Origin of the sequence: Sphingomonas sp. Leaf17, assembly GCF_001421505.1 — a bacterium.
Lineage (GTDB): Bacteria > Pseudomonadota > Alphaproteobacteria > Sphingomonadales > Sphingomonadaceae > Sphingomonas.
The window spans coordinates 282,063-303,159 of the sequence record NZ_LMKL01000001.1 but is presented as its reverse complement, the minus strand read 5'-3'; the positions used below and the strand labels follow the sequence as shown (position 1 = coordinate 303,159).

20 protein-coding genes, 1 other RNA gene and 1 pseudogene are annotated in these 21,097 nt (G+C 66.9%); 6 read left to right on the top strand and 16 right to left on the bottom strand.

What is annotated here, in order from left to right; genetic code table 11:
• The first annotated feature begins 45 nt into the window (after positions 1-45).
• Both recF and ASE75_RS01465 read left to right on the top strand, forming a co-directional pair.
• On the top strand, positions 46-1,107 hold the full coding sequence (gene recF / locus ASE75_RS01470) for a DNA replication/repair protein RecF (protein ID WP_055927752.1): 1,062 nt from the start codon (positions 46-48) through the stop codon (positions 1,105-1,107).
• Between the two features lie 88 nt (positions 1,108-1,195).
• Positions 1,196-1,966, top strand: a complete 771-nt coding sequence (locus ASE75_RS01465; RefSeq protein ID WP_055927749.1) for an OmpA family protein — start codon at positions 1,196-1,198, stop codon at positions 1,964-1,966.
• 28 nt (positions 1,967-1,994) lie between these two features.
• Here ASE75_RS01465 and ASE75_RS01460 read toward each other — a convergent pair whose 3' ends face one another.
• Positions 1,995-2,504 carry an ankyrin repeat domain-containing protein gene (locus tag ASE75_RS01460; RefSeq protein WP_055927746.1) on the bottom strand — a complete coding sequence of 170 codons (510 nt, stop codon included), beginning with the start codon at positions 2,502-2,504 and terminating at the stop codon, positions 1,995-1,997.
• Between the two features lie 83 nt (positions 2,505-2,587).
• On the opposite strand from ASE75_RS01460, the gene gyrB reads away from it, so the two are divergent.
• Together gyrB and ASE75_RS01450 are read left to right on the top strand one after the other, a co-directional pair.
• Complete coding sequence (gene gyrB / locus ASE75_RS01455) at positions 2,588-5,086, top strand: DNA topoisomerase (ATP-hydrolyzing) subunit B (protein ID WP_055927743.1); 2,499 nt, start codon at positions 2,588-2,590, stop codon at positions 5,084-5,086.
• A gap of 2 nt (positions 5,087-5,088) precedes the next feature.
• Positions 5,089-5,883, top strand: coding sequence for a DUF72 domain-containing protein (locus ASE75_RS01450; protein WP_055929193.1), 795 nt, complete (start codon positions 5,089-5,091; stop codon positions 5,881-5,883).
• 129 nt (positions 5,884-6,012) lie between these two features.
• Here ASE75_RS01450 and ASE75_RS01445 read toward each other — a convergent pair whose 3' ends face one another.
• Genes ASE75_RS01445 through ASE75_RS01430 form a run of 4 tightly spaced genes read right to left on the bottom strand, consistent with a single transcriptional unit; the run spans position 6,013 to position 8,592 of the window.
• Positions 6,013-6,516 (bottom strand): NUDIX hydrolase, encoded by a 504-nt coding sequence (locus tag ASE75_RS01445; protein WP_055927740.1) that lies wholly within the window; start codon positions 6,514-6,516, stop codon positions 6,013-6,015.
• A complete protein-coding gene (locus ASE75_RS01440) occupies positions 6,513-7,196 on the bottom strand; it encodes a TPM domain-containing protein (RefSeq protein WP_082463727.1) in 684 nt (227 codons plus the stop codon). Before ASE75_RS01440 ends, ASE75_RS01445 begins: the two co-directional genes overlap by 4 nt.
• The gene (locus ASE75_RS01435) at positions 7,190-7,978 is read right to left on the bottom strand and encodes a TPM domain-containing protein (protein WP_055927734.1); all 789 of its coding nucleotides are present in this window, start codon (positions 7,976-7,978) and stop codon (positions 7,190-7,192) included. The genes ASE75_RS01440 and ASE75_RS01435 overlap by 7 nt, the downstream gene beginning before the upstream one ends.
• 14 nt (positions 7,979-7,992) lie before the next feature.
• On the bottom strand, positions 7,993-8,592 hold the full coding sequence (locus ASE75_RS01430) for a LemA family protein (protein ID WP_055927731.1): 600 nt from the start codon (positions 8,590-8,592) through the stop codon (positions 7,993-7,995).
• A gap of 118 nt (positions 8,593-8,710) precedes the next feature.
• On the opposite strand from ASE75_RS01430, the gene mscL reads away from it, so the two are divergent.
• Positions 8,711-9,193 (top strand): large conductance mechanosensitive channel protein MscL, encoded by a 483-nt coding sequence (gene mscL, locus ASE75_RS01425; RefSeq protein ID WP_055927728.1) that lies wholly within the window; start codon positions 8,711-8,713, stop codon positions 9,191-9,193.
• A gap of 30 nt (positions 9,194-9,223) precedes the next feature.
• Here mscL and ASE75_RS01420 read toward each other — a convergent pair whose 3' ends face one another.
• Entirely contained in the window at positions 9,224-9,655 is a 432-nt protein-coding gene (locus ASE75_RS01420; RefSeq protein WP_055927725.1) for an RrF2 family transcriptional regulator, read from the bottom strand.
• A gap of 39 nt (positions 9,656-9,694) precedes the next feature.
• On the opposite strand from ASE75_RS01420, the gene ssrA reads away from it, so the two are divergent.
• Positions 9,695-10,036: a transfer-messenger RNA gene (gene ssrA / locus ASE75_RS15005) on the top strand.
• 203 nt (positions 10,037-10,239) lie between these two features.
• Here the strand turns inward: ssrA and ASE75_RS16125 are convergent.
• The 10 genes and pseudogenes from ASE75_RS16125 to ASE75_RS01370 all read right to left on the bottom strand — a co-directional run.
• Positions 10,240-11,133 (bottom strand): annotated as a pseudogene (locus ASE75_RS16125) (acyltransferase family protein); the annotation flags it as partial.
• Positions 11,134-11,213: 80 nt separating this feature from the next.
• On the bottom strand, positions 11,214-11,930 hold the full coding sequence (locus ASE75_RS01410; protein WP_055927719.1) for a GDSL-type esterase/lipase family protein: 717 nt from the start codon (positions 11,928-11,930) through the stop codon (positions 11,214-11,216).
• A 132-nt stretch (positions 11,931-12,062) separates the two neighbouring features.
• Entirely contained in the window at positions 12,063-14,441 is a 2,379-nt protein-coding gene (pnp, locus tag ASE75_RS01405) for a polyribonucleotide nucleotidyltransferase (protein ID WP_055927716.1), read from the bottom strand.
• A gap of 197 nt (positions 14,442-14,638) precedes the next feature.
• Entirely contained in the window at positions 14,639-14,908 is a 270-nt protein-coding gene (gene rpsO / locus ASE75_RS01400; RefSeq protein WP_055927713.1) for a 30S ribosomal protein S15, read from the bottom strand.
• Between the two features lie 8 nt (positions 14,909-14,916).
• Positions 14,917-15,816 carry a tRNA pseudouridine(55) synthase TruB gene (truB, locus tag ASE75_RS01395; protein ID WP_055927710.1) on the bottom strand — a complete coding sequence of 300 codons (900 nt, stop codon included), beginning with the start codon at positions 15,814-15,816 and terminating at the stop codon, positions 14,917-14,919.
• A gap of 54 nt (positions 15,817-15,870) precedes the next feature.
• Entirely contained in the window at positions 15,871-16,446 is a 576-nt protein-coding gene (locus ASE75_RS01390; protein WP_055927707.1) for a thymidine kinase, read from the bottom strand.
• Positions 16,447-16,476: 30 nt separating this feature from the next.
• On the bottom strand, positions 16,477-16,986 hold the full coding sequence (locus ASE75_RS01385) for a GNAT family N-acetyltransferase (protein WP_200922288.1): 510 nt from the start codon (positions 16,984-16,986) through the stop codon (positions 16,477-16,479).
• The gene (gene rbfA / locus ASE75_RS01380) at positions 16,967-17,353 is read right to left on the bottom strand and encodes a 30S ribosome-binding factor RbfA (protein WP_055927704.1); all 387 of its coding nucleotides are present in this window, start codon (positions 17,351-17,353) and stop codon (positions 16,967-16,969) included. Before rbfA ends, ASE75_RS01385 begins: the two co-directional genes overlap by 20 nt.
• A gap of 124 nt (positions 17,354-17,477) precedes the next feature.
• Entirely contained in the window at positions 17,478-20,384 is a 2,907-nt protein-coding gene (gene infB / locus ASE75_RS01375) for a translation initiation factor IF-2 (protein WP_055927701.1), read from the bottom strand.
• Positions 20,381-21,031, bottom strand: coding sequence for a DUF448 domain-containing protein (locus ASE75_RS01370; protein ID WP_055929187.1), 651 nt, complete (start codon positions 21,029-21,031; stop codon positions 20,381-20,383). The genes infB and ASE75_RS01370 overlap by 4 nt, the downstream gene beginning before the upstream one ends.
• Positions 21,032-21,097: the final 66 nt, after the last annotated feature.

Below are 21,097 nucleotides of genomic sequence, written 5' to 3'. Positions count from 1 at the left end.
ATCGTCGCTCGCCATGCGGGGCCGGGCTTCGCTAAGGCGCTGGCGATGCTCACCCGCCTGGTCCTGACCGATTTTCGCAATCACGCCGACCTGACCCTGTCGCCGGGGGCGGGCTTCGTGGTGCTGACCGGCGCGAACGGCGCGGGCAAGACCAACATATTGGAGGCCGTGTCGCTGCTCGCCCCGGGCCGCGGGTTTCGCCGGGTCGCCCTGTCGGACATGGCGCGGCAGGGCGGAGCGGGCGGGTTCGGCGTCGCGGCCACGCTGGAGGACGGTGGCGATGCGGCGGTCGACATCGCCACCGGCGCAGTCGCGACCGCGCCAGAGCGCCGGGTGGTGCGGGTGAACGGCGCGGCGGCGACCGGCAACGTGCTGGCCGAATGGCTGAGCATCGTCTGGCTGACCCCGGCGATGGACCGGCTGTTCGTCGAGCCGGCAGGCGGGCGGCGGCGGTTCCTCGACCGCCTCACGCTGGCGCTGTCGCCCGGCCACGGCCTGCACGCGACGCGATACGAGGCGGCGATGCGCGCGCGCAACCGCCTGCTGGCCGATGACGGTCCGCCCGACGATGCGTGGCTGACCGCGCTGGAGGCGCGGATGGCCGAGCATGGCGCGGCGCTCGACGCGGCGCGACGCGACGCGGTGGCGTTGCTGGTCGACCGGCTGGCGGGCGAGGATGACGGGGTGTTTCCGCGTGCCGACCTGACGCTGGAGGGGGGGAGCGGCGACGCGGCGACATTGGTCGATATCTTGCGGCAGGGGCGGTCGCGCGACGCGGCGGCGGGACGCACGCTTGCCGGGCCGCACCGCGCCGATCTGTCCGTCGTCCACCGGGCCAAGGGGCAGCCGGCGGCACTGGCCTCGACCGGCGAACAGAAGGCACTGCTGCTCGGCATCGTGCTGGCCCATGCCGAACTGGTCGCCGCGCGGACGGGGCGGGCGCCGATCCTGCTGCTGGACGAGGTGGCGGCGCATCTCGATCCCGGCCGCCGTGCCGCGCTGTTCGACCGGCTGGCGGGGCATGGCCAGGTGTGGATGACCGGGACCGAGGCCACGCTGTTCGACCAGATCGGCCGCGATGCCACGCGGATCGTCGTCGGCGGCTGAACCTGCGCTGTCGACGCGGGTCACGCACCGTTCAATCGGATCGCTGCATAGCCAACATATTGGCGGGGGCCATGTCAGGAGTAATTCCATGCGTAAGTTTCGTGTCGTGACCATTGCCGCAACCGCCGCGTCGCTGCTGGTCGGGATCGCGCCCGCGTCCGCGCAGCGCGCGCTCGACTGGACCGGCGGCCGGCCGGGGGATCGGGCGGCCTATCGGCTGATCGGCGTGGGCGTGCCGGCCCTGTTCCCCGAACTGCGCGGCACGATCCGTGGTCGCGCGTTCGTGCTGCGCAATTTCGACTTCAACCGCGATGGCCGGATCAACCGGCGCGAGGCGGATGCCGCCAACGCGGCGTTCGCCCAGGCCGCCGGCCCGCGTCGCGACCGCTTCGACTGGGGCAGCCGCGATCGTGTCGTGGTGGTCGAGGAGGTGCGCGGTGGCTGGGATCGCGGCGCGATGCGCGGCTACGGCTTCCGCCAGACCCCGCGCGGTGCGACGATGACGTTGCAGGAGGACGTGCTGTTCCGCACCGACAGCGCGGTGCTGCGTCCCGGCGCGATCGAGAAGCTGCGCCCGCTGGCCGGCTATCTGCGCGCCAATGGCGGCGTGCGCGTGGCGATCGACGGCTATACCGACTCGCGCGGCACCGCCGCCCATAACCAGGATCTGTCCGAGCGGCGCGCGGCCAGCGTGCGCCAGGCGTTCGACGACATGGGCGTGGTCCGCGCCCGCTTCTCGGTCGTCGGCCACGGCGAGGCCGATCCGGTCGCGACCAACGCCACGGCGGCGGGCATGCGCCTGAATCGCCGGGTCGAGGTGACGCTGCTTGGCCAGCGGGCGGACGGGTTTCGCAACTGAGGCGTAACCGGGGCCGAGCGACGGGGCGTCACTCCAGTCGTTCGGCCATCGCCGCATTGCCCTGCGCCAGCGCGACCGTCCGTGCGGTGTTGCCGCTGGCATCGGTCGCGTCGATATCGGCACCACGGTCGATCAGCAGGTCGACGATCGTCCTGTGACCGAACAACGCGGCCATCATCAGCGCGGTCTGGCCCACGCTATTCGTCCGGTTCACATCCGCGCCGCGATCGAGCAGCAGGCGGGCGATGTCGGCATAGCCCTTGAACGCCACGCCCATCAGCGCGGTGTTGACCCGGTCTTCTCCGGTCCCGTTCGGCGCGGCACCCGCATCCAGCAGCAGCGCGGTGGTCGACAGTCGGTCGTTGTAGCTGGCCAGTACCAGCGCGGTAAACCCGCGCGAATCCCGCGCCTCGATATCCACGCCCGCTTGCAACAACGCCGGAATCACGTCGTCACGCCCCCCACGCGCGGCATCGAACAGCAGGGCCTGAAGCCGTTCGGGCGAGGGCAGGGGCGGCAGGTCTGGGGTATCGGTCATGGCTGAGGCCTAGCGTGCCTGTGGCTGGTGCTCAAACGCCATTTCGCTTCCGTTTCGGGCACCGGAACCGTATAGACTTTGCCATGGAACCCGACAGCAGCAGCAACCCCAATATCAACGAATATGGCGCATCCTCGATCAAGGTCCTGAAGGGCCTGGACGCGGTCCGCAAGCGTCCCGGCATGTATATCGGCGACACCGACGACGGCTCGGGCCTGCATCACATGGTGTTCGAGGTCAGCGACAATGCGATCGACGAGGCGCTGGCCGGGCACTGCGACCGGATCGACATCGTCCTGAACGCCGACGGATCGGTCAGCGTCACCGACAATGGGCGCGGCATCCCGACCGGCATCCACGAGGAGGAGGGCGTGTCCGCGGCCGAGGTCATCATGACCCAGCTGCACGCGGGCGGCAAGTTCGAGAATACGTCGGATGACAATGCCTACAAGGTGTCGGGCGGCCTGCACGGCGTCGGCGTGTCGGTGGTCAACGCGCTCAGCGAATGGCTCGACCTGACGATCTGGCGCGACGGCGAGGAAAACTACATGCGCTTCGCGTTCGGCGACGCGGTCGCGCCGCTGAAGGTGGTGGGGCCGTCGGCACCGGGGCAGAAGGGCACGCGCGTTACCTTTTTCCCGTCGCCGGCCACGTTCAAGATCACCGAGTTCGATTTCGACAAGCTGGAACATCGCTACCGCGAGCTGGCGTTCCTGAACTCGGGCGTCCGCCTGTTCCTGACCGACGCCCGGCATGAGGAATCGAAGACGGTCGAGCTGTATTACGAAGGTGGCATCGCCGCGTTCGTGAAATATCTCGATCGCGCCCGCACGCCGCTGATGCCGGAGCCGGTCGCGATTTCGGGCACGCGCGACGACGTAACGATGGATGTCGCGTTGCAATGGAACGACAGCTATTACGAAAACGTCCTCGCCTTCACCAACAACATCCCCCAGCGCGACGGCGGCACCCACATGGCGGCGTTCCGCGCGGCGCTGACCCGCACCCTGAACAACTATGCCGAGAAGTCGGGCATGTTGAAGAAGGAGAAGGTGTCGCTGACCGGCGACGACATGCGTGAGGGGCTGACCGCGATCGTATCGGTCAAGCTGCCCGACCCGAAATTCTCGTCGCAGACCAAGGACAAGCTGGTCTCGTCCGAGGTGCGCCAGCCGCTCGAAAGCCTGATGGCCGACAAGCTGGTCGACTGGCTGGAGGAGAATCCCGGCCACGGCAAGGCGATCATCCAGAAGGTGATCGACGCCGCCGCCGCACGCGAGGCGGCCAAGCGCGCGCGCGAACTGACGCGCCGTAAAGGCGTGATGGATATCGCCAGCCTGCCCGGCAAGCTGGCCGATTGCCAGGAGCGCGACCCCGCCAAGTCCGAACTGTTTCTGGTCGAGGGTGACTCCGCCGGCGGTTCCGCCAAGCAGGGCCGCAACCGCCATTTCCAGGCGATCCTTCCCCTGCGCGGCAAGATCCTGAATACCGAGCGCGCGCGTGAGGACCGGATGCTGTCGTCCAAGGAGATCGGCACGCTCATCACCGCGATGGGCACCGGCATCCGCGACGATTTCAACGCGGACAAGCTGCGCTATCACAAGATCGTCATCATGACCGACGCAGACGTCGACGGCGCGCATATCCGCACGCTGCTGCTGACGCTGTTCTATCGTCACATGCCCAAGATCATCGAGGGCGGGTACCTCTACATCGCCCAGCCGCCGCTGTACAAGGCGACGCGCGGCCGGTCGGAAGTGTATCTGAAGGACGATGCCGCGCTCGACGAGTATCTGGTCGATGCGGGCGTGTCGGCGACGATGCTGGAATCGTCGGGCGGCGCGCGATCGGGCAAGGATCTGCGCGATCTGGTCGACCATGCTCGGCGGATGCGCTCGCTGATGCGCTATGTTCCGCGCCGCTACGACGCGACGATCATCGAATCGCTGGCACTCGGCGGCGCGCTCGATCCGCAGGCGGACCGCGAGGCCCGCGCCGCGCGTGTCGAGGAGGTGACCCGCCGGCTCGACGTCGCGGACGAGGAAGCGCGCTGGTCGTCGCAGCTGACCGAGGAGGGCAGCATCCACTTCCAGCGGTTCTGGCGCGGCGTCACCGACCACCACATCATCGAGGCCAATTTCCTGGTGTCGGCGGAGGCGCGCAAGCTGCACACGCTGGCCGGCGAGCAGACCGCCAGCTTCGGCCTGAACTCGAAGCTGGTGTCGTCCAGGTCGGCGGCCGCGCAACCGGTCGAGGAAACCGAGGATGCGGAAGGCGCGACGACGACCGTGCTGACGCGCGGCGAAACGCTGGTCACGCGGCCGAGCCAGTTGCTCGACGCGATCCTGGCGGCGGGGCGCAAGGGGCTGGCGATCCAGCGGTACAAGGGGTTGGGCGAGATGAACGCGGAACAGCTGTGGGAAACCACGCTCGACCCCGCCGTCCGTTCGATGCTGCGCGTGACCGCCGAGAATGCCGACAGCGCCAACGAGATCTTCACCCAGCTGATGGGCGAAGTGGTCGAGCCGCGCCGCGAGTTCATTCAGGACAATGCGCTTAACGTCGCCAATCTGGACGTTTGAACGTGTCGGAGGGTGCAATCCGGGTCGGCATCGGCGGCTGGACCTATGAGCCGTGGCGCGGCACCTTCTATCCCGAGAAATGGCCGCAGAAGCGCGAGCTGGAGTATGCCGCGTCGCGTGTGACCGCGATCGAGGTGAACGGCACCTATTACAGCGGGTTCAAGCCGGCGACCTTCGCCGGCTGGGCCGCCGCCGCGCCCGACAATTTCGTCTTCACGCTGAAGGCATCGCGCTATTGCACCAACCGCAAGGTGCTGGCCGAGGCGGGCGAGTCGATCGCGCGGTTCGTGGGGCAGGGGATTACCGAGCTTGGCGACAAGCTGGGGCCGATCCTGTGGCAGTTCATGGCGACAAAAAAGTTCGACGCCGATGATTTCGGCGCGTTCCTGAAGCTGCTGCCCGCGTCGGAAGGTGGCATCGCGCTGCGTCATGCGGTGCAGGTCCGGCATGAAAGTTTTGCGGTGCCGGCGTTCGTCGACATGGCCCGCGCGGCCGGGGTGGCAATCGTCTACGCGGACTCGGCCGACTATCCGGCAATCGCCGACGTGACCGGCGACTTCGTCTACGCCCGGCTGGAAAACGCGCGGGAGGCGGTTCCGACCGGCTATGACGACGTGGCGCTCGACCGTTGGGCGGTCGCGGCGAGGACATGGGCGACCGGCGGACGTGCGGCTAACCTGCCCTATGTGGTCGACGTCGATCCCCCGAAGCGCCCCCGCGACGCGTTCGTGTTCTTCATCAACGGTGCCAAGGTCCGTGCGCCGCACGGGGCGATGGCGCTGAACGAGCGGGTCTGAACCGTTCCCCGGCGAAGGCCGGGGTCCAGTCGCCACGGTCGCGGTTGCTACGGACGGCATGTGCCACTGGACGCCCGCCCAACTGGACCCCGGCCTTCGCCGGGGGACAGTGGCAGCATCAATGGTCCGTTACAGAATCGTCCCCGCCAGCAGCAGCAGGATCTTGGTGTCGATCGCCACGCCCTCCGCGCGCTTGGCCGCGACGAACGCCGGCACATCGGCCAGTGCCACGCGGTGGACGGTGATGTTCTCGGTCCCGTCGCCGCCACCATCGCTCACCCGCTCCAGCCCCGACGCGCGGACCAGCGTGAAACATTCCGACGTCATGCCCGGCGACGAATGGAACACCCCGAGCGAATCGATGCGGCCTGCGCGGTAGCCGGTTTCCTCTTCCAATTCGCGTGCCGCCGCGACCGCCATTGCCTCGCCGGCAATCTCGTCGCCGATCAGCCCGGCGGGCAGTTCGAGGCAGGCGCGGCCCAGCGGCACGCGATACTGCTCGACCAGCAGGACATGGCCGTCGTCGATCGCCAGAATGACTGCCGCGTCGATACCGTGTGGTCGTTCTGCGTATTCCCAGGTGCCGGATTTGCGGATCGCGAGGAAGCGGCCCTCCCACATCGTCTCGGTCATAGTTCGATCAGCCTGTCGGGCAGTTCGTTGAGGTCGTCGCCGGTCTTGGGGAATTGCCCGGCCAGTACGCCGCCGATCCGGCCGATCGCGGCGACCATGCCGTCGGCGGTGCGGCCGTCGCGTAAATGGTCGACCAGCGCCGCCATCGCCTCTCCCCATGCCGCGTTCGGCACGGCGGCGTGGATCGCCTGATCGACGACGATCTCCGCGACATGCTCGTCGCGCGAGACGTAGAGGAGGATGCCGACGCGCGCCTGGGTCCGACGCTCTGCGCCGACTTTGAAATACTGCACCGCCCGCCGCCGCACCCGCCGTGCCTTGGTCGCACGCGGCGTCAGCGCCAGCCTGAGCGGCATCCACGACAGCAGCAGGCGGACCAGCAGGAACACCGCCGCCTGCACGATCAGCAGCGCGAGGAACCCGATCGTCGGTTCATGCTCGGTCGCCCATCCGCCGCGCGCCAGCCCGACCAGATGGTCGATCCACGCCGGGAACAGCGCGGCCAGCGTGGTCGTCGCCAGCACCGCGGCAATCGCATAGTGTAGCGCGACATCGTGATAGGCGTCCGACCGCTCGGTCGCGATCGTCACGATTTCGCCGTTGGTGCCGGTTTCGGCCTGCGCGACCGCCGCAGCGATGGCCGCGTGATCGGCGGGGGCGAGTGCGTTCGTCATTACCATCCCCCCGATGCGCCGCCGCCGCCGAACGACCCGCCGCCGCCCGAGAAGCCGCCACCGCCGCCCCAGGACGATCCGCCGCCGCCACCGCCGCCCCAGCCGCTGCCGATTCCCGGTCCCCACAGCACGACCGGCGCGCCGCCGCCACGATAGCGCCGGCCGCCCTTGCGAGCGAAGATCATCGGCAGGATCAGGAACGCGATGACCACGATCCAGAACACCGCCGTCATGATGTCGCCGCCCCTTTCGCGCTTCTTCGCCGCGACCTGGGTCTGCTGCTTCGCCCGGATCTCGGCGGCCTCAAGCGGCAGCTTCAGTTGCTCGGCGATCGCCTGCGCGCCGGCGACGATGCCGCCGGCCATGTCCTTGTCGCGGAAGCGCGGCAGGATCGTCTGGTTGACGATGACGCTCGACAGCGCGTCGGTCATGATCGGTTCCAGCCCGTATCCGACCTCGATCCGCACCTTGCGCTCGGTCGGCGCGACCAGCAGGATGACGCCGTTGTTTGCATCCTTCTGCCCGATCTTCCACGCGCGACCCAGCCTGTAGCCGTAATCCTCGATCGTGTAGCCCTGAAGATCGGGCACCGTCGCCACCACCAGTTGTCGCGACGACGCCTGCTCGACGCTGGCCGAAAGCTGGTCGAGCTGTTGCACCTGTTCGGGACTGAGCAATTTGGCCGCATCGACGACCCGCCCGGTCAGCGGCGGGAAGGTCTGCGCCATGACGGCCGGCGCGATCACCAGCAGCATGAGCGCGACGAGCGTCCGGATCATCCTTCGCATAAGGTGCGCCCGGGTCAGCTGGCGTTGCCGAAATTGACCGTCGGCGCGGTTTCGGCACCCGGCGTCGTCGCCTGGAACGGCGTCATCGGCTTGGCCCCGTAGAAGATCTTCGCACCGACCGCCGCCGGGAAGGTACGGATGGTCGTGTTATAGTCCTGCACCGCGCCGTTATAGTCGCGCCGGGCTATGGTGATCCGGTTCTCGGTCCCTTCCAGCTGCGACATCAGCGTGGTGTAGTTGCCCTGCGATTTCAGCTCGGGATACGCCTCCTGCAACCGTTGCAGCGACATGGTGACGGTGTTCTGCGCGCGTTCGTACTGCTGGACCTTGGCCGGATCGCTCAGTTCGTCGGGCGAAACGCGGACCGCATTGGCCGACGCGCGCGCCTGCGTGACCTCGACCAGGATATTCTTTTCCTGCGCGCCCGCCGCCTTGACGGTCGAAACGAGGTTTGGGATCAGGTCCGAACGCCGCTGATATTCATTCTGCACATCGGCCCAGCGCGCCTTAACGGTTTCCTCGGCGGTCGGGACGCTGTTGATGCCGCAGCCGGCCAGCGTCGCGGCAAAGGCGATCGCGGCGATCGGGCGGAGTACGGTGGCGGCACGAAGCATGGACAAGCCCTCTCGAAAGTCTGTCCTACCCATATAGGACAGTCGCCGGTCTTGGCGAAGCGGAAATCCATCGCTAGCATCGTCGACACGACCGGGGTGCAACAGGGGATTTGCCGCCATGATGAAGGATTTTCGCGCGTTCGTGATGCGCGGCAACGTGCTCGATCTGGCCGTGGCCGTCATCATCGGCGCGGCGTTCGGCAAGATCGTTACGTCGCTGACCGACGATATCCTGATGCCGATCATCGGCAAGATCTTTGGTGGACTGGATTTCTCCAGTTATTTCTGGCGGATGGGCGCGGTGCCAGCAAATTATGCGGGTTCGCTGACCGATTATGCGGCGCTGAAGAAGGCGGGGGTGCCGCTGATCGGTTACGGCGCGTTCCTGACGCAGGCGGTCAATTTCCTGATCGTCGCCTTCATCATCTTCATGCTGGTGCGCGGCGTGACCAAGGCCGGCGCGCTGATCGAGCGCGAGGCGCAGCGGCTGAAGCGTGAGGAGGAAGCTGCGACGCCACTGGCACCGCCCGCCCCGGAATCGGCCGAGATCGCGATCCTGCGCGAGATCCGCGACGAGTTGAAGGCGCGGCCCCGCGTCTGACGCGGACGCGGGCGGCAACGGCGGCGAGCGTCAGGCCGCCGCCAGATCCCGCGCGGTCGCGTCCGCAAGGCTGGTACCGTCAAGGATGCGCGCGGTTTCGTCGCGCACCCGCATCATCGCGTGGCGGATCGCGCAATCGGCCTCGCTCTTGCAGTCGGCGCACGCCCGATAGGCGGTACGACTGACGCACGGGACCAGCGCCAGCGGCCCTTCGATCACCCGGATGATGTCACCCAGCGAAATGAGGTGGGTGGGCCGGGCGAGGCAATATCCTCCCATCTTGCCGCGATGGCTGTGCAACAGGCCGGCTTCGCGCAGGTCGGCGAGGATCAGTTCCAGAAACTTGCGCGGCACGTTGGCGGCCGCCGCGATCCGGTTCATCGGGATCGGCGGACTGCCGGCGGGTGCCTCGGCGAGGAACAGCATGGCGCGAAGGCCGTAACGGGAACGCTGGGTCAACATGCATTAACCTATGGGCCACCTTTGTGGCGAGTGAAAGGCGGGCTTTTCATTCCCCGGTGCCCGCCCTATATCGGCTACGCCGGGTTCGCCCGGCTATGGCGATAAAGTGCGGCGTTCAATAGATGCAGCGGACCCGGGGGCAGTACCCGGCGACTCCACCAAAACGCGTCTTTCAGGCGGGTTCTGACGGGGTCGAACCAGGATCGACGTGTATTCAAACGCGCTGTTTTCGCCCGGGCTGAGTAACCCGTTAAAGGCTCAAAACCACAAGTGCTAACGATAACGAAGCACTCGCAATCGCCGCATAAGCCGGACCTAACGGTCTAGTTTATTTCGGACGAAAGCGCGGTCGGGCCGAACCGGGCAACAGAAGCGGTTCCAGCGGTACGGGGGGCACCGGGCAACAGAAGCCCCCCACTGCCATCATGTTCACCGGACAGGTCGTCGCGCGCGGGCCGCCGTTCCAGCACGCGGCCGTTCAGCAGGAAGCCGAGACGCGGCGACCGCAGGACAATGCGACGATGCGCGGCATAGGACAGGATCGCCGCGACCGGAATCGCGCACATGAAGGCGATCCCCGGATCGCGGGTCGCCGAAACCAGCGCGATCTTGATCGCCACGATGATCGGGTAGTGCAGCAGGTACATCGTGAACGATGCATCGGCCAGCTTCTGCACAAACGGCGGAACCGACCGGATGGCCAGCGCCGACCGCAGGATGAGCGATGCCGCGGCCGGCGGACCAAAAGCGGCCCCGATCACCAGCGTGGCATTGGTCCACGCACGCACGGGCATCGGCAGGATGGCGAATTGCCAGATATAGGCGGCGGCGATCAGCATCAGGATCGCAACCGGTGCAGTGACCCGGCCGATCATCGTGTCGCGCAGCAGGGCGGATCGCGCGAGCAGGAAGCCGAAACCATAGACCGGTGCGTAGCCGGCGATCAGCCGCAGTTGCAGCAGCGGCGCGCGATAGGTCGTCGACGTCCACTGGTCCAGCATCCACGATACCAGAACCATCGGCACGAGCGAGGCGAGGGCGACCGCCAGCAACACCCATGTTTGCGCACCCGGCAGGATGCGACACAGCCGTTCTACTCCCGCGACCATGCCGGTCGTCCGGTCCAGCCGGTGAAGAAGAAGCGTCAGCGGCGCATAGGCGACCAGCGCGAACAGGAACCAGAGATGATACCAGTCGAACGGGATTGGTCGGGGAATGAAGGCGGTCGGCGGGGCGGCATCGAGCAACAGGCCGATGATCGGTGTGATCGTCGCATAGGCGAACAGGGCCGGTATGCCGATCCGAACGATCCGCTGCCGCAACCACGCATGCGGCGCGCGCCGCCGAAGCGCATAGCCGCCGAGCAATCCCGAAATCAGGAAGAAGCAGCCCATCCGAAAGGTGGAGGATGCAAGCACGATGCCCTGGAACAGGGGATGGCCTTCGTGCCAGCAGGTCGCGTGGAACACGATGCCCATCAGCATGAGCATCGCCCGCCATGTCGACAACCCCTCGATCCGGGCGGGGCTGCGCTCCACGAAGGTGCCGGCTGTCACCGTCAGTCCATCGTCGGGCACGGGGGAACATGCAAGGGCTGCAAGGCCGGCCTGATGACGGCCGCCAGCCGGGCATAGCCGGCGGCGTTCAGATGGATCCCGTCCGCGACGTAGAACGGTCCGGGCCGCTGCGAAACGAGCAGCATCGGGGCGGGATCAACGAATGCCATGCCGGGGGTGCTGGCCACGATATCGCGGGCCATGCGGTTGAAGGCCAGTTGTTCGGGGCGATTGGCCCAGCGACCCGGGCTTGGCTTCATGCCGATGAGCAGGATCGGCACGCTCCGCAGCGCCGGTGTCCGCACCGCCAGGAAATCTTTCAGAGCGGCGATCGTCTTCTCGCTGCTGCTGCCGCGCGCGATGTCGTTTTCACCGGCGTACAGAACGATCGCGGCGGGCCTGTGGGCGGGCGGTTCGTGGCCCAGCGCGTTGGTCAGGTCGGGGATCCTTGCACCGTCAATGCCGCGGTTGTGCGCGTCCCATGGCCGCATGTCGGCCCGCAACGTGCGCCATTTATGGATCGTCGAACTGCCGATGAACCAGATCGAGCAACGGGTGGACGTTTCCACCCCCGGCAGGACCATCACGGCCCTGGCCTGCCACCGCTGGAACAGGACCGCACCCGACATGATGGTCAGGAAGACCAGCACCGCGACACCGAGCTTGCCGGCCGTTTTCATCGGGGCCGCACGGTGCGGATCGGGGGTGGCCTGCGGCATGGACGTCACCGTAGCAGGCGATCTGCGAACCAAATGTTAAGGCGCGGCGTATCGTCGATCGCCGGCCGGCGGCCACGAAAAAGGGGGCCGGTTTCCCGGCCCCCCTCGTCGTTTAGCCAAAGGCCGAAACGATCAGTCGCGATCGCCGGTCAGGAAGGCCGGCGCGAACTCGGGCGCACCGCCTTCGTCCTTGCCACCTTCGGCGCGGGGCGGGCGAGTGCCGCCGTCGCGACGCGGGCCACGACCGCCGTCACCGTCACGGCGCGGGCCACGGCCACCGCCGTCGCGATCGCCGCCACGGCCCCCATCACGACCACCGCCGTCACGGCCGCCTTCGCTGCGCGGCGGACGACCGCCGTCACCGTCGCGACGCGGACGCTCCGTCCGGGCCTCGCGGGCAGGGCGGGTGTCTTCCAGCTCTTCGCCGGTTTCCTGGTTCACGACGCGCATCGACAGGCGAACCTTGCCGCGCGGGTCGATTTCCAGAACCTTGACCTTGACCTCCTGGCCCTCGCTCAGGACGTCCGACACCTTCTCGGTCCGCTCGTTGCGGATTTCTGACACGTGGACCAGACCGTCCTTGCCGCCCATGAAGTTCACGAACGCGCCGAAATCGACCAGATTGACGACCTTGCCGTCATAGACCTTGCCGACTTCCGCTTCCTCGACGAGGCCCTTGATCCACTTCATCGCGGCTTCGATCTGCGCGCCGTCCGACGAGCTGATCTTGATGAGGCCCTCGTCGTCGATGTCGACCTTCGCGCCGGTCTGCGCGACGATCTCGCGGATCACCTTGCCGCCAGTGCCGATGACTTCACGGATCTTCGACTTGTCGATCTGCATCGTCTCGATACGCGGTGCGTGGGCCGACAGCTCGTTGCGGGTCTCGCCCAGCGCCTTGGCCATTTCGCCCAGGATGTGCGCGCGGCCTTCCTTGGCCTGTGCCAGCGCCTTGCCCATGATCTCCTCGGTGATGCCGGCGATCTTGATGTCCATCTGCATCGTGGTGATGCCCTCGGACGTGCCGGCGACCTTGAAGTCCATGTCGCCCAGGTGATCCTCGTCGCCCAGGATGTCGGACAGGACCGCGAAGTTCTTGCCCTCCAGGATCAGGCCCATCGCGATGCCCGAGACGGGGCGCTTCAGCGGAACGCCGGCATCCATCATCGACAGCGAACCGCCGCAGACCGTCGCCATCGACGACGAGCCGTTGCTCTCGGTGATGTCCGACAGAACGCGGATCGTGTACGGGAACTCGTCCTTCGACGGCAGCACCGGATGCAGCGCGCGCCATGCCAGCTTGCCGTGGCCGACTTCACGACGACCCGGCGCGCCGAAGCGACCGACTTCACCGACCGAATAGGGCGGGAAGTTATAGTGCAGCATGAAGTTTTCGTAGGACAGGCCGTTCAGCCCGTCGATCATCTGCTCCGCGTCGCGCGTGCCCAGCGTGGTCGTGCAGATCGACTGCGTCTCACCGCGCGTGAACAGCGCCGAGCCGTGCGTGCGCGGCAGGAAGTGGACCATCGCCTCGATCGGACGGATCTGGGTGGTGGTGCGGCCGTCGATGCGGGTGCCGTCCTTCAGGATGGCGCCGCGGACGATTTCGGCTTCCAGCTTCTTCATCAGCTTGGACGCAGCCATCTGGTCCTGCGGGGACGCATCGGCGAACGCGGTCTTGCCCTTGGTGCGGGCCGCGTTCAGCAGGTCCGACCGCTTGGACTTGTCCGTCACCTTGTAGGCGGCGGCGATGTCCTTGCCGATCAGCTTCTTCAGCTTGTCCTTGGCGGCCGACAGGTCGGCCTGCTCGGCCATTTCCCAAGGCTCCTTGGCGGCCTTCTCGGCCAGGTCGATGATGAGGTTGGCGGCCTCGCGGCACGCCTTGTGTGCGAACTGCACCGCGCCCAGCATGATCTCTTCCGACAGCTCCTTGGCTTCGGACTCGACCATCATCACGGCGTTGCCGGTGGCGGCGACGACCAGGTCGAGGTCGCCCGACTTGGTTTCGTCGAGCGTCGGGTTCAGGATGTACTCGCCATCGACATAGCCGACGCGCGCCGCGCCGATCGGACCCATGAACGGCACGCCCGAGATGGTGAGGGCGGCCGAGGCAGCGACCATCGCCAGCACGTCCGGCTCGTTCTCGCCGTCATAGCTCAGCACCTGGCAGATCACGTTGACTTCGTTATAGAAGCCTTCCGGGAACAGCGGGCGGATCGGGCGGTCGATCAGGCGGCTGGTCAGCGTCTCCTTTTCGGTCGCGCCGCGCTCACGCTTGAAGAAGCCACCGGGGATGCGGCCCGAGGCCGAGAACTTTTCCTGGTAGTGGACGGTGAGCGGGAAGAAATCCTGCCCTTCCTTGACCGTGCGGGCAGCCGTGACGGCGCACAGCACGACGGTTTCGCCAAGGGTCGCAAGGACCGCGCCATTGGCCTGGCGGGCGACGCGGCCCGTCTCGAGGGTCAGCGTCTTGCCGCCCCACTGGGCGCTTACGGTCTGGGTATCGAACATATCATTTCCTTCACTCCGGTCGCCAGATGCGGACCGGGGCCTATGTGCGCGCTAAGCCGGCGCGCGTCAGTGTGGAGCGAGTTGTCGCTCCCGTGTCGGATCACCGAATTGTGGTCCGACCGTCTGCATCGCCGCGCGGGGGCGGTGATTCAAAGGGGTATACAGCAAAACGGCCCCCCGAAGGGAGCCGTTTGTCGTTACTTGCGAAGACCAAGCTTCGCGATGAGATCGAGATAGCGCTGGCCGTCCTTGTGACGGAGATAGTCCAGCAGCGACCGGCGCTTGTTGACCATCATGAGCAGACCACGACGCGAGTGGTTGTCCTTCTTGTGGCCCTTGAAATGCTCGGTCAGGTTGCGGATCCGCTCGGTCAGGATCGCAACCTGCACCTCGGGCGAACCGGTGTCGCCCTCGATGCGTGCGTGTTCCTTGACGAGTTCGGTCTTGCGCTCTGCGGTAATCGTCATATTCGTTCCTACGACATCGTCATGTTGAAGCCACGCACGACGGAGACCGAACGGTCCCGAACCTCGACCAGCGCCACCGGGACATCGTCCAGCATCGCGAAGCGAAGGCCATCGTTCATGGCAATCCCGGCCAGCACGCGCCCCTGGCGGAGCGCCCCTGCCTGATCGGGGGTGAGGGGTAGAGCCGGGATGTCGTCCAGCCCCGCCCTCAAGGGCAGGAATATGTGTTCAAGGGCGCGCGCCTGCCCGAGTTCGACCAGTTTGTCCAGCGATATCGCCGGTTCCAGCGTGAACGGCCCCGCCTTCGTCCGCCGTAACATGGTGACGTGACCGACCGTACCCAATGCGAGCGCGATGTCGCGCGCGAGACTACGGATATAGGTGCCCTTGGAAACGTGGGCGGTCAGGGTGACCTCCTCCAATTCCTCCCCGGCACGGAGTTTGGAGTGAAGTGCGTAAATCGTCACATTCCGGCTCGCCAGCACCACGTCCGCACCGGCACGCGCCAGATCATAGGCCCGCGCGCCATCGACCTTCAGCGCCGAATAGATCGGCGGCACCTGCGATATCGGTCCGGTAAAACGCGGCAGCACCGCCTCCACCGCCGCCAGCGTCGGGCGCACGGCGCTGGTCGCGATCACTGGTCCCTCGGCGTCCAGCGTGTCGGTCTGCTCGCCGAACCGGATCGTGAAGTCGTACACCTTGTCGCTGTCGAGCATGCGGCCCGCCAGCTTGGTCGCTTCGCCCACCGCGATCGGCAGCACGCCGGTTGCCAGCGGGTCCAGCGTACCGCCGTGGCCGACCTTCCACTTGCCGTATTCGCCCGATCGCAGCGCGCGCTTGACCGCCGACACCCCTTGCGTCGATCCCAGCCCCAGCGGCTTGTCGAGAATGATCCATCCATGCATGTCGACCGGCCTAGCGGTCAGGGCGGCGTTTGCGAAGGGGGCGAGGGCCTTGTTCTACCCCAGCGCATCCGCAAAATGCCGGCGACACAGCGCGACATAGCGATCGTTGCCGCCAATCTCCGTCTGCGCGCCTTCCGCCACCGGTGCGCCGCCGGCATCGACGCGCAGGTTCATCGTCGCCTTGCGCCCACAGTGACAGACCGATTTCATCTCGATCATCTCATCCGCCAGCGCGAGGAGCCGCGCCGCGCCGCCGAACAGCCGCCCCTGAAAATCGGTGCGCAGGCCATAGGCGAGTACCGGAACGTCTAGCCGGTCGCATATCGCCGCCAGTTGCGTGACCTGTGCTTCGTTCAGGAATTGTGCCTCGTCGACCAAAATACAGGCCAGCGGATTGACCGCGTGCGCCTGCGCGACGCAACCGAGGATGTCCGTGTCGACATCGAACGCCGTTGCCGGCGCGCTCAGGCCGATGCGCGACGTGATCGTCCCCGCCGCGAACCGGTCGTCGATCGCGGCGGTGAACAGCATCGTCCGCATACCGCGCTCGCGATAGTTGAAGTCGGCCTGCAACAGGTTGGTCGATTTGCCCGCGTTCATCGTCGCGTAGTAGAAATACAGTTTGGCCATGCGCGGTGATTCCACGCGCGGAGGCCCAAATCAACGTCGCCCGGAAAACCGCATGATGACGGCAGTGCCTTCACGCGTACGAAACCGGGCATTGCCCTCGAACCCCGCGCGGCCATAAGCCCGCCGCGCGCGGTGATTGCCGACCGCAGGGTCGATGACGATCAGCTTCGCGCCATCACGCGTCATGTTGTCGGCCAGCGCGCGCAGGAACTTCGCGCCATGCCCCTGACCCAGCATGTCGGGTTCACCAATCATCGCGTCGATCGCGCGCGTTTCGGGCGGCAGGTGGTGATACAGCGGCTCGGGCCAGTCATGCACGTCGCAATGCTGGGCAAAGGCGAAGGGGCGGTCGTCATGGCTGACGATCAGCATCGTCATCGCGGTGCCGGCCATATCCTCGCGCAACAGATCTTCCTGATGCGCCGGATCGCCCCACCAGCGCGCGACCTCCGGCGTTTCCAGCCAGCGCCGCAGCATCGGCAGGTCCGACGTCAGCGCCGGACGGAAATCATAGGCCGGATCAGCTAAGATCGCGCGCAACCTTGGGCGAACTGAGCAACTGGTCGATATGACTGCCCTCGTCGAAACTTTCGTCGGCAAGGAACTTCAGCTTGGCGGCATAGCGGTTCTGCACCGTCTGGGCGACCTCGCGCTGAAGATAGGCGGTGTTGGTGCGCAGCGCCTTCAGCACCTTCTCTTCATCGGTGCCGAGCAACGGCTTCACGAAGACGGTCGCATGACGCAGGTCGGGCGACATCCGCACTTCGGTCACGGTGACCATGTGCGTTGCCAAGACAGGATCGTGCACATCGCCGCGCGCGAGGATCGCCGATAGCGCGTGACGAACCTGTTCGCCCACGCGGAGCGCCCGGACGATCTTGTTTTCAGGAGTTTCGGCGTGTTTCATGTCGTCTTTCCGCCGCCTCTTGCCGGGAGAGAGGGGGAGGGGCCGCGACCGAACGCCACGGAACCCTACCCCTTGCACCGCCACCGGCGGCACCCATCCTCCCCCGCCGGGGGAGGGGTCGTGATTACAGCGTGCGCTCGCGCATCTCGACTTCGAACGTTTCGAGATAGTCGCCCGCCTTGATGTCCACGAAGTTCGACGTGAACGTCACGCCGCACTCCAGACCGGCGCGGACTTCGGCGACATCATCCTTGAAGCGACGCAGTGATGCGATTTCGCCCTGATAGATGATGACGTCGTTGCGCGTGATACGGGCTTTCAGCGCCTTGCGGATGTTGCCGTCGGTGACGAGCAGACCCGCCGCCTTGCCATGCTTGCCTGCCGAGAAGACCTCGCGGATTTCCGCACGGCCAACGACCGTCTCGAACGCTTCCGGCCCAAGCTCACCCGCCATCCCGGCGCGGATCTCGTCGATCAGGTCGTAGATCACGTCATAATATTTGAACGCGACCTTCTGACGCTCGGCGATTTCGCGCGCCTTGGCGTTCGGGCGGACGTTGAAGCCGATGATCGGCGCGCCGGAGGCTCCGGCAAGCGTCACGTCGGATTCGGTGATGCCGCCGACACCCGAATGCAGTACGCGGGCGCGGATCAGGTCGGTGCTGATCTTGTTGATCGCCCCGACGATGGCCTCGACCGTGCCCTGCGTATCCGCCTTGACGACCAGCGGATATTCGATCGCCTGCTTGTCCTTGAGCGCGGAGAACATGCTCTCTAGGCTGGCCGGAACCGAGGTGGTCCGCTTGTCGGTCTTCACGCCGCGGCGATATTCCGCGACTTCACGGGCGCGCGCCTCGTTCTCGACGACCTGCAACGGATCACCCGCCGACGGTACGCCCGACAGGCCAAGGACTTCGACCGGCATCGCCGGACCGGCTTCCTTGATCTGGCGACCCTTGTCGTCGACCAGCGCGCGCACCTTGCCGCTTTCGGCACCGACGACGAAGATGTCGCCGATCTTCAGCGTGCCCCGGTCGATCAGGACCGTCGCGACCGGGCCACGGCCCTTGTCGAGCTTGGCCTCGATCACGGTGCCCTCGGCGGTCCGGTCCGGATTCGCCTTCAGGTCGAGCAGTTCGGCCTGCAGCTGGATCTTCTCGATCAGGTCGTCCAGCCCGGTCTTCTTCAGGGCCGAGACTTCGACGTCCTGCACGTCACCGCCCATATATTCGACGATGACTTCGTGTTCGAGCAGGCGTTCGCGGACCTTTTGCGGGTTCGCGCCTTCCTTGTCGATCTTGTTGATCGCCACGATCATCGGCACGCCCGACGCCTTGGTATGCGCGATCGCCTCGATCGTCTGCGGCATCAGGCCGTCGTCGGCCGCCACCACCAGGATGACGATGTCGGTGACGTTGGCACCGCGCGCGCGCATCTCGGTAAAGGCTTCATGGCCCGGCGTGTCGAGGAAGGTGATCTTCGACTTGTCCTTCAGCGTCACCTGATACGCACCGATGTGCTGGGTGATGCCGCCGGCCTCGCCACGCGCCACGTCGGTGCCGCGCAGGGCATCGAGCAGGCTCGTCTTGCCGTGGTCGACATGGCCCATGATCGTGACCACCGGCGGACGCTGAACCAGCGTGTCGTCGGCATCCTCGATCATGTCGTTGGCGATATCGATGTCCGAATCGCTGACGCGCACGATGTTGTGGCCGAATTCGGTCACCAGCAGTTCGGCCGTGTCCTGGTCGATCGTCTGCGTCATCGTGACGGGCATGCCCATCTTGAACAGCGTCTTGACCAGGTCCGCGCCCTTTTCCGCCATGCGGTTGGCGAGTTCTTGCACGGTGATCGCATCGGGAACCACGACGTCGCGGACCTGCTTGGCCTGCGGCTCGCGCGGGCCGCCCATGCCACGGCGCTCCTTCTCGCGCGCACGCTTCAGTGCGGCAAGGCTGCGGGCGCGTGCGCCGTCACCATCGCCAAGCGCACGGTTGACGGTCAGCTTGCCCGACTGGCGACGATCGTCACCCTTGCGGTCACGCTGCTGCGGACGTGCGGGCGGACCATCGCGACGCGGTGCGATCGTCGCCGCGCCGGCCGGACCACGCGCGGCGGCCGCCGAGCCAGCGGCAGGCGTGGCGGCCGTTGTTGCCGGGGCAGCGGCCGGAGCCGGTGCAACCTTTGGCGGCGGCGGAGGACGCTCGGGCCGTGCCACCGGCGAGAACCGGCGGGGCGCGGGCATCGACGGATCGAGCGCAACCATGACCGGACGCGGTGGCGCAGCCGGAGCGGGCGTAGGGCGCGGTGCAACCGGTGCGGGCGCGGGGGTCGGAGCCGGTGCGGCCTTGGCAGCCGGAGCCGGAGCCTCGACCTTTGGTTCGGCAGCAGCCGGCGTGTCCGCGACGGGGGCTTCGACAACGGGCGGCGGCGGTGGCGGTGCGACCGGCGAGAAGCGGCGTGGCGCGACGCCACCCAGCTTCACTTCGATCGGCGCGGCCACCGGGGCCGGCTCGGCCGCGACCGGGGCGGGGGCTGCGGGTGCAGCCTCGACCGGCGTTGGCGCCGGTGCCGGCGCCGGCTCGGGAGCCGGCGCGGCCTTCGCCTCGGCGTCGACCCTGGCACGCTCCTCGGCGCGACGACGTTCGTCCTCGGCCGCCTTGGTGCGTTCGGTGTCCTCGCGACGACGCGCGCCTTCCAGCGACGTCATCCGCGATTCTTCCGCTTCGCGCAGCAGCTTGGCCTGCATTTCCTGACGCGACAGCGGACTGTCATTGGTCGTGCGTTGCGGGGCGGGCGCGGCGGCCTGCGGCGCGGGCGCGACCGGCTCGGACGCAGCCGTTTCCTGCACGGGCGCTTCGGCCTCGCCAGGACGTCCGCCGAGCACGCGGCGACGCTTTACTTCGACCACCACCGTATTGGATCGGCCGTGGCTGAAGCTCTGCTTCACCTTGCCGGTCTCGACCGTGCGCTTCAGCCCCAGGGGCGCGCGCATGCCAAGTTTCGGCTTGTCGTTGTCGGTCTCGCTCACTCAAATTCCTCGTAGCGGTTCACGGCCGGTAGGGTGCCGGAAAGTCCGGACGCCGATGCGCCCTGCGAGGCCGTTTCGCAAGGCACGGGAGAAGATTCGGGTCCGATAAAATGCAACCAGCGGTCGAGCGCTTCGCTCACCCGCTTTGCTGCAGCGCGGTCGGTAAGGCCAATGTGTACCACATTTTCACGGCCCAGCGCCAATGACAATATGGGGCGTCCGACCGGCAACGCCAACCCCTTGAGATCGGAGCCTTCGCGATCGGTGCCGACACGCCACGCCTGGGCCAGCTTTCGCCGGCCATCGTCCTTGGCATCGGCGGCGTGATACAGCGCGATCAGCCGGCCTGCGCGCGCCTCGCCCTCGATCTTATCGGACCCGGTCAGCAGCTTGCCGCTGCGCGATTCGAGGCCGAGTCGGTCGAGCGCGTTGCGGGTCAGCGCCGCCTCAATCCTCGCGGGAAGATCCGCCGGGATGACGAACTCGGCCGTCCTGAACGCGCGCGCAAGGCCGCCCTTCAGCTTGCCCTTCTTCTGCGCAACCTCAAGTTCTGCCCGGGTCACGCCGATCCACGCGCCGCGCCCCGGGGCCTTGGCCCGCACGTCGGGCAGGATCTGCCCGTCGGGGGCCAGCGCCAGCCGGACCATCGTGTCGCGGTCGTCCCGCACGCCGGACAGGATACAGCGGCGCACGGGACCGTCATCACCGACAGC

Excerpts from the sequence above, each read along its gene's own strand:
- ASE75_RS01460 (WP_055927746.1), bottom strand. The coding sequence starts at position 2,504 with ATGACCGATACCCCAGACCTGCCGCCCCTGCCCTCGCCCGAACGGCTT.
- ASE75_RS01370 (WP_055929187.1), bottom strand. The coding sequence starts at position 21,031 with ATGGTCCGGCTGGCGCTGGCCCCCGACGGGCAGATCCTGCCCGACGTG.
- truB (WP_055927710.1), bottom strand. The coding sequence starts at position 15,816 with ATGCATGGATGGATCATTCTCGACAAGCCGCTGGGGCTGGGATCGACG.
- recF (WP_055927752.1), top strand. The coding sequence starts at position 46 with ATGCTCACCCGCCTGGTCCTGACCGATTTTCGCAATCACGCCGACCTG.
- ASE75_RS01445 (WP_055927740.1), bottom strand. The coding sequence starts at position 6,516 with ATGACCGAGACGATGTGGGAGGGCCGCTTCCTCGCGATCCGCAAATCC.
- pnp (WP_055927716.1), bottom strand. The coding sequence starts at position 14,441 with ATGTTCGATACCCAGACCGTAAGCGCCCAGTGGGGCGGCAAGACGCTG.
- ASE75_RS01435 (WP_055927734.1), bottom strand. The coding sequence starts at position 7,978 with ATGCGAAGGATGATCCGGACGCTCGTCGCGCTCATGCTGCTGGTGATC.
- ASE75_RS01410 (WP_055927719.1), bottom strand. The coding sequence starts at position 11,930 with ATGCCGCAGGCCACCCCCGATCCGCACCGTGCGGCCCCGATGAAAACG.
- rpsO (WP_055927713.1), bottom strand. The coding sequence starts at position 14,908 with ATGACGATTACCGCAGAGCGCAAGACCGAACTCGTCAAGGAACACGCA.
- mscL (WP_055927728.1), top strand. The coding sequence starts at position 8,711 with ATGATGAAGGATTTTCGCGCGTTCGTGATGCGCGGCAACGTGCTCGAT.
- rbfA (WP_055927704.1), bottom strand. The coding sequence starts at position 17,353 with ATGAAACACGCCGAAACTCCTGAAAACAAGATCGTCCGGGCGCTCCGC.
- ASE75_RS01390 (WP_055927707.1), bottom strand. The coding sequence starts at position 16,446 with ATGGCCAAACTGTATTTCTACTACGCGACGATGAACGCGGGCAAATCG.
- gyrB (WP_055927743.1), top strand. The coding sequence starts at position 2,588 with ATGGAACCCGACAGCAGCAGCAACCCCAATATCAACGAATATGGCGCA.
- ASE75_RS01465 (WP_055927749.1), top strand. The coding sequence starts at position 1,196 with ATGCGTAAGTTTCGTGTCGTGACCATTGCCGCAACCGCCGCGTCGCTG.
- ASE75_RS01440 (WP_082463727.1), bottom strand. The coding sequence starts at position 7,196 with ATGGTAATGACGAACGCACTCGCCCCCGCCGATCACGCGGCCATCGCT.
- ASE75_RS01420 (WP_055927725.1), bottom strand. The coding sequence starts at position 9,655 with ATGTTGACCCAGCGTTCCCGTTACGGCCTTCGCGCCATGCTGTTCCTC.
- ASE75_RS01430 (WP_055927731.1), bottom strand. The coding sequence starts at position 8,592 with ATGCTTCGTGCCGCCACCGTACTCCGCCCGATCGCCGCGATCGCCTTT.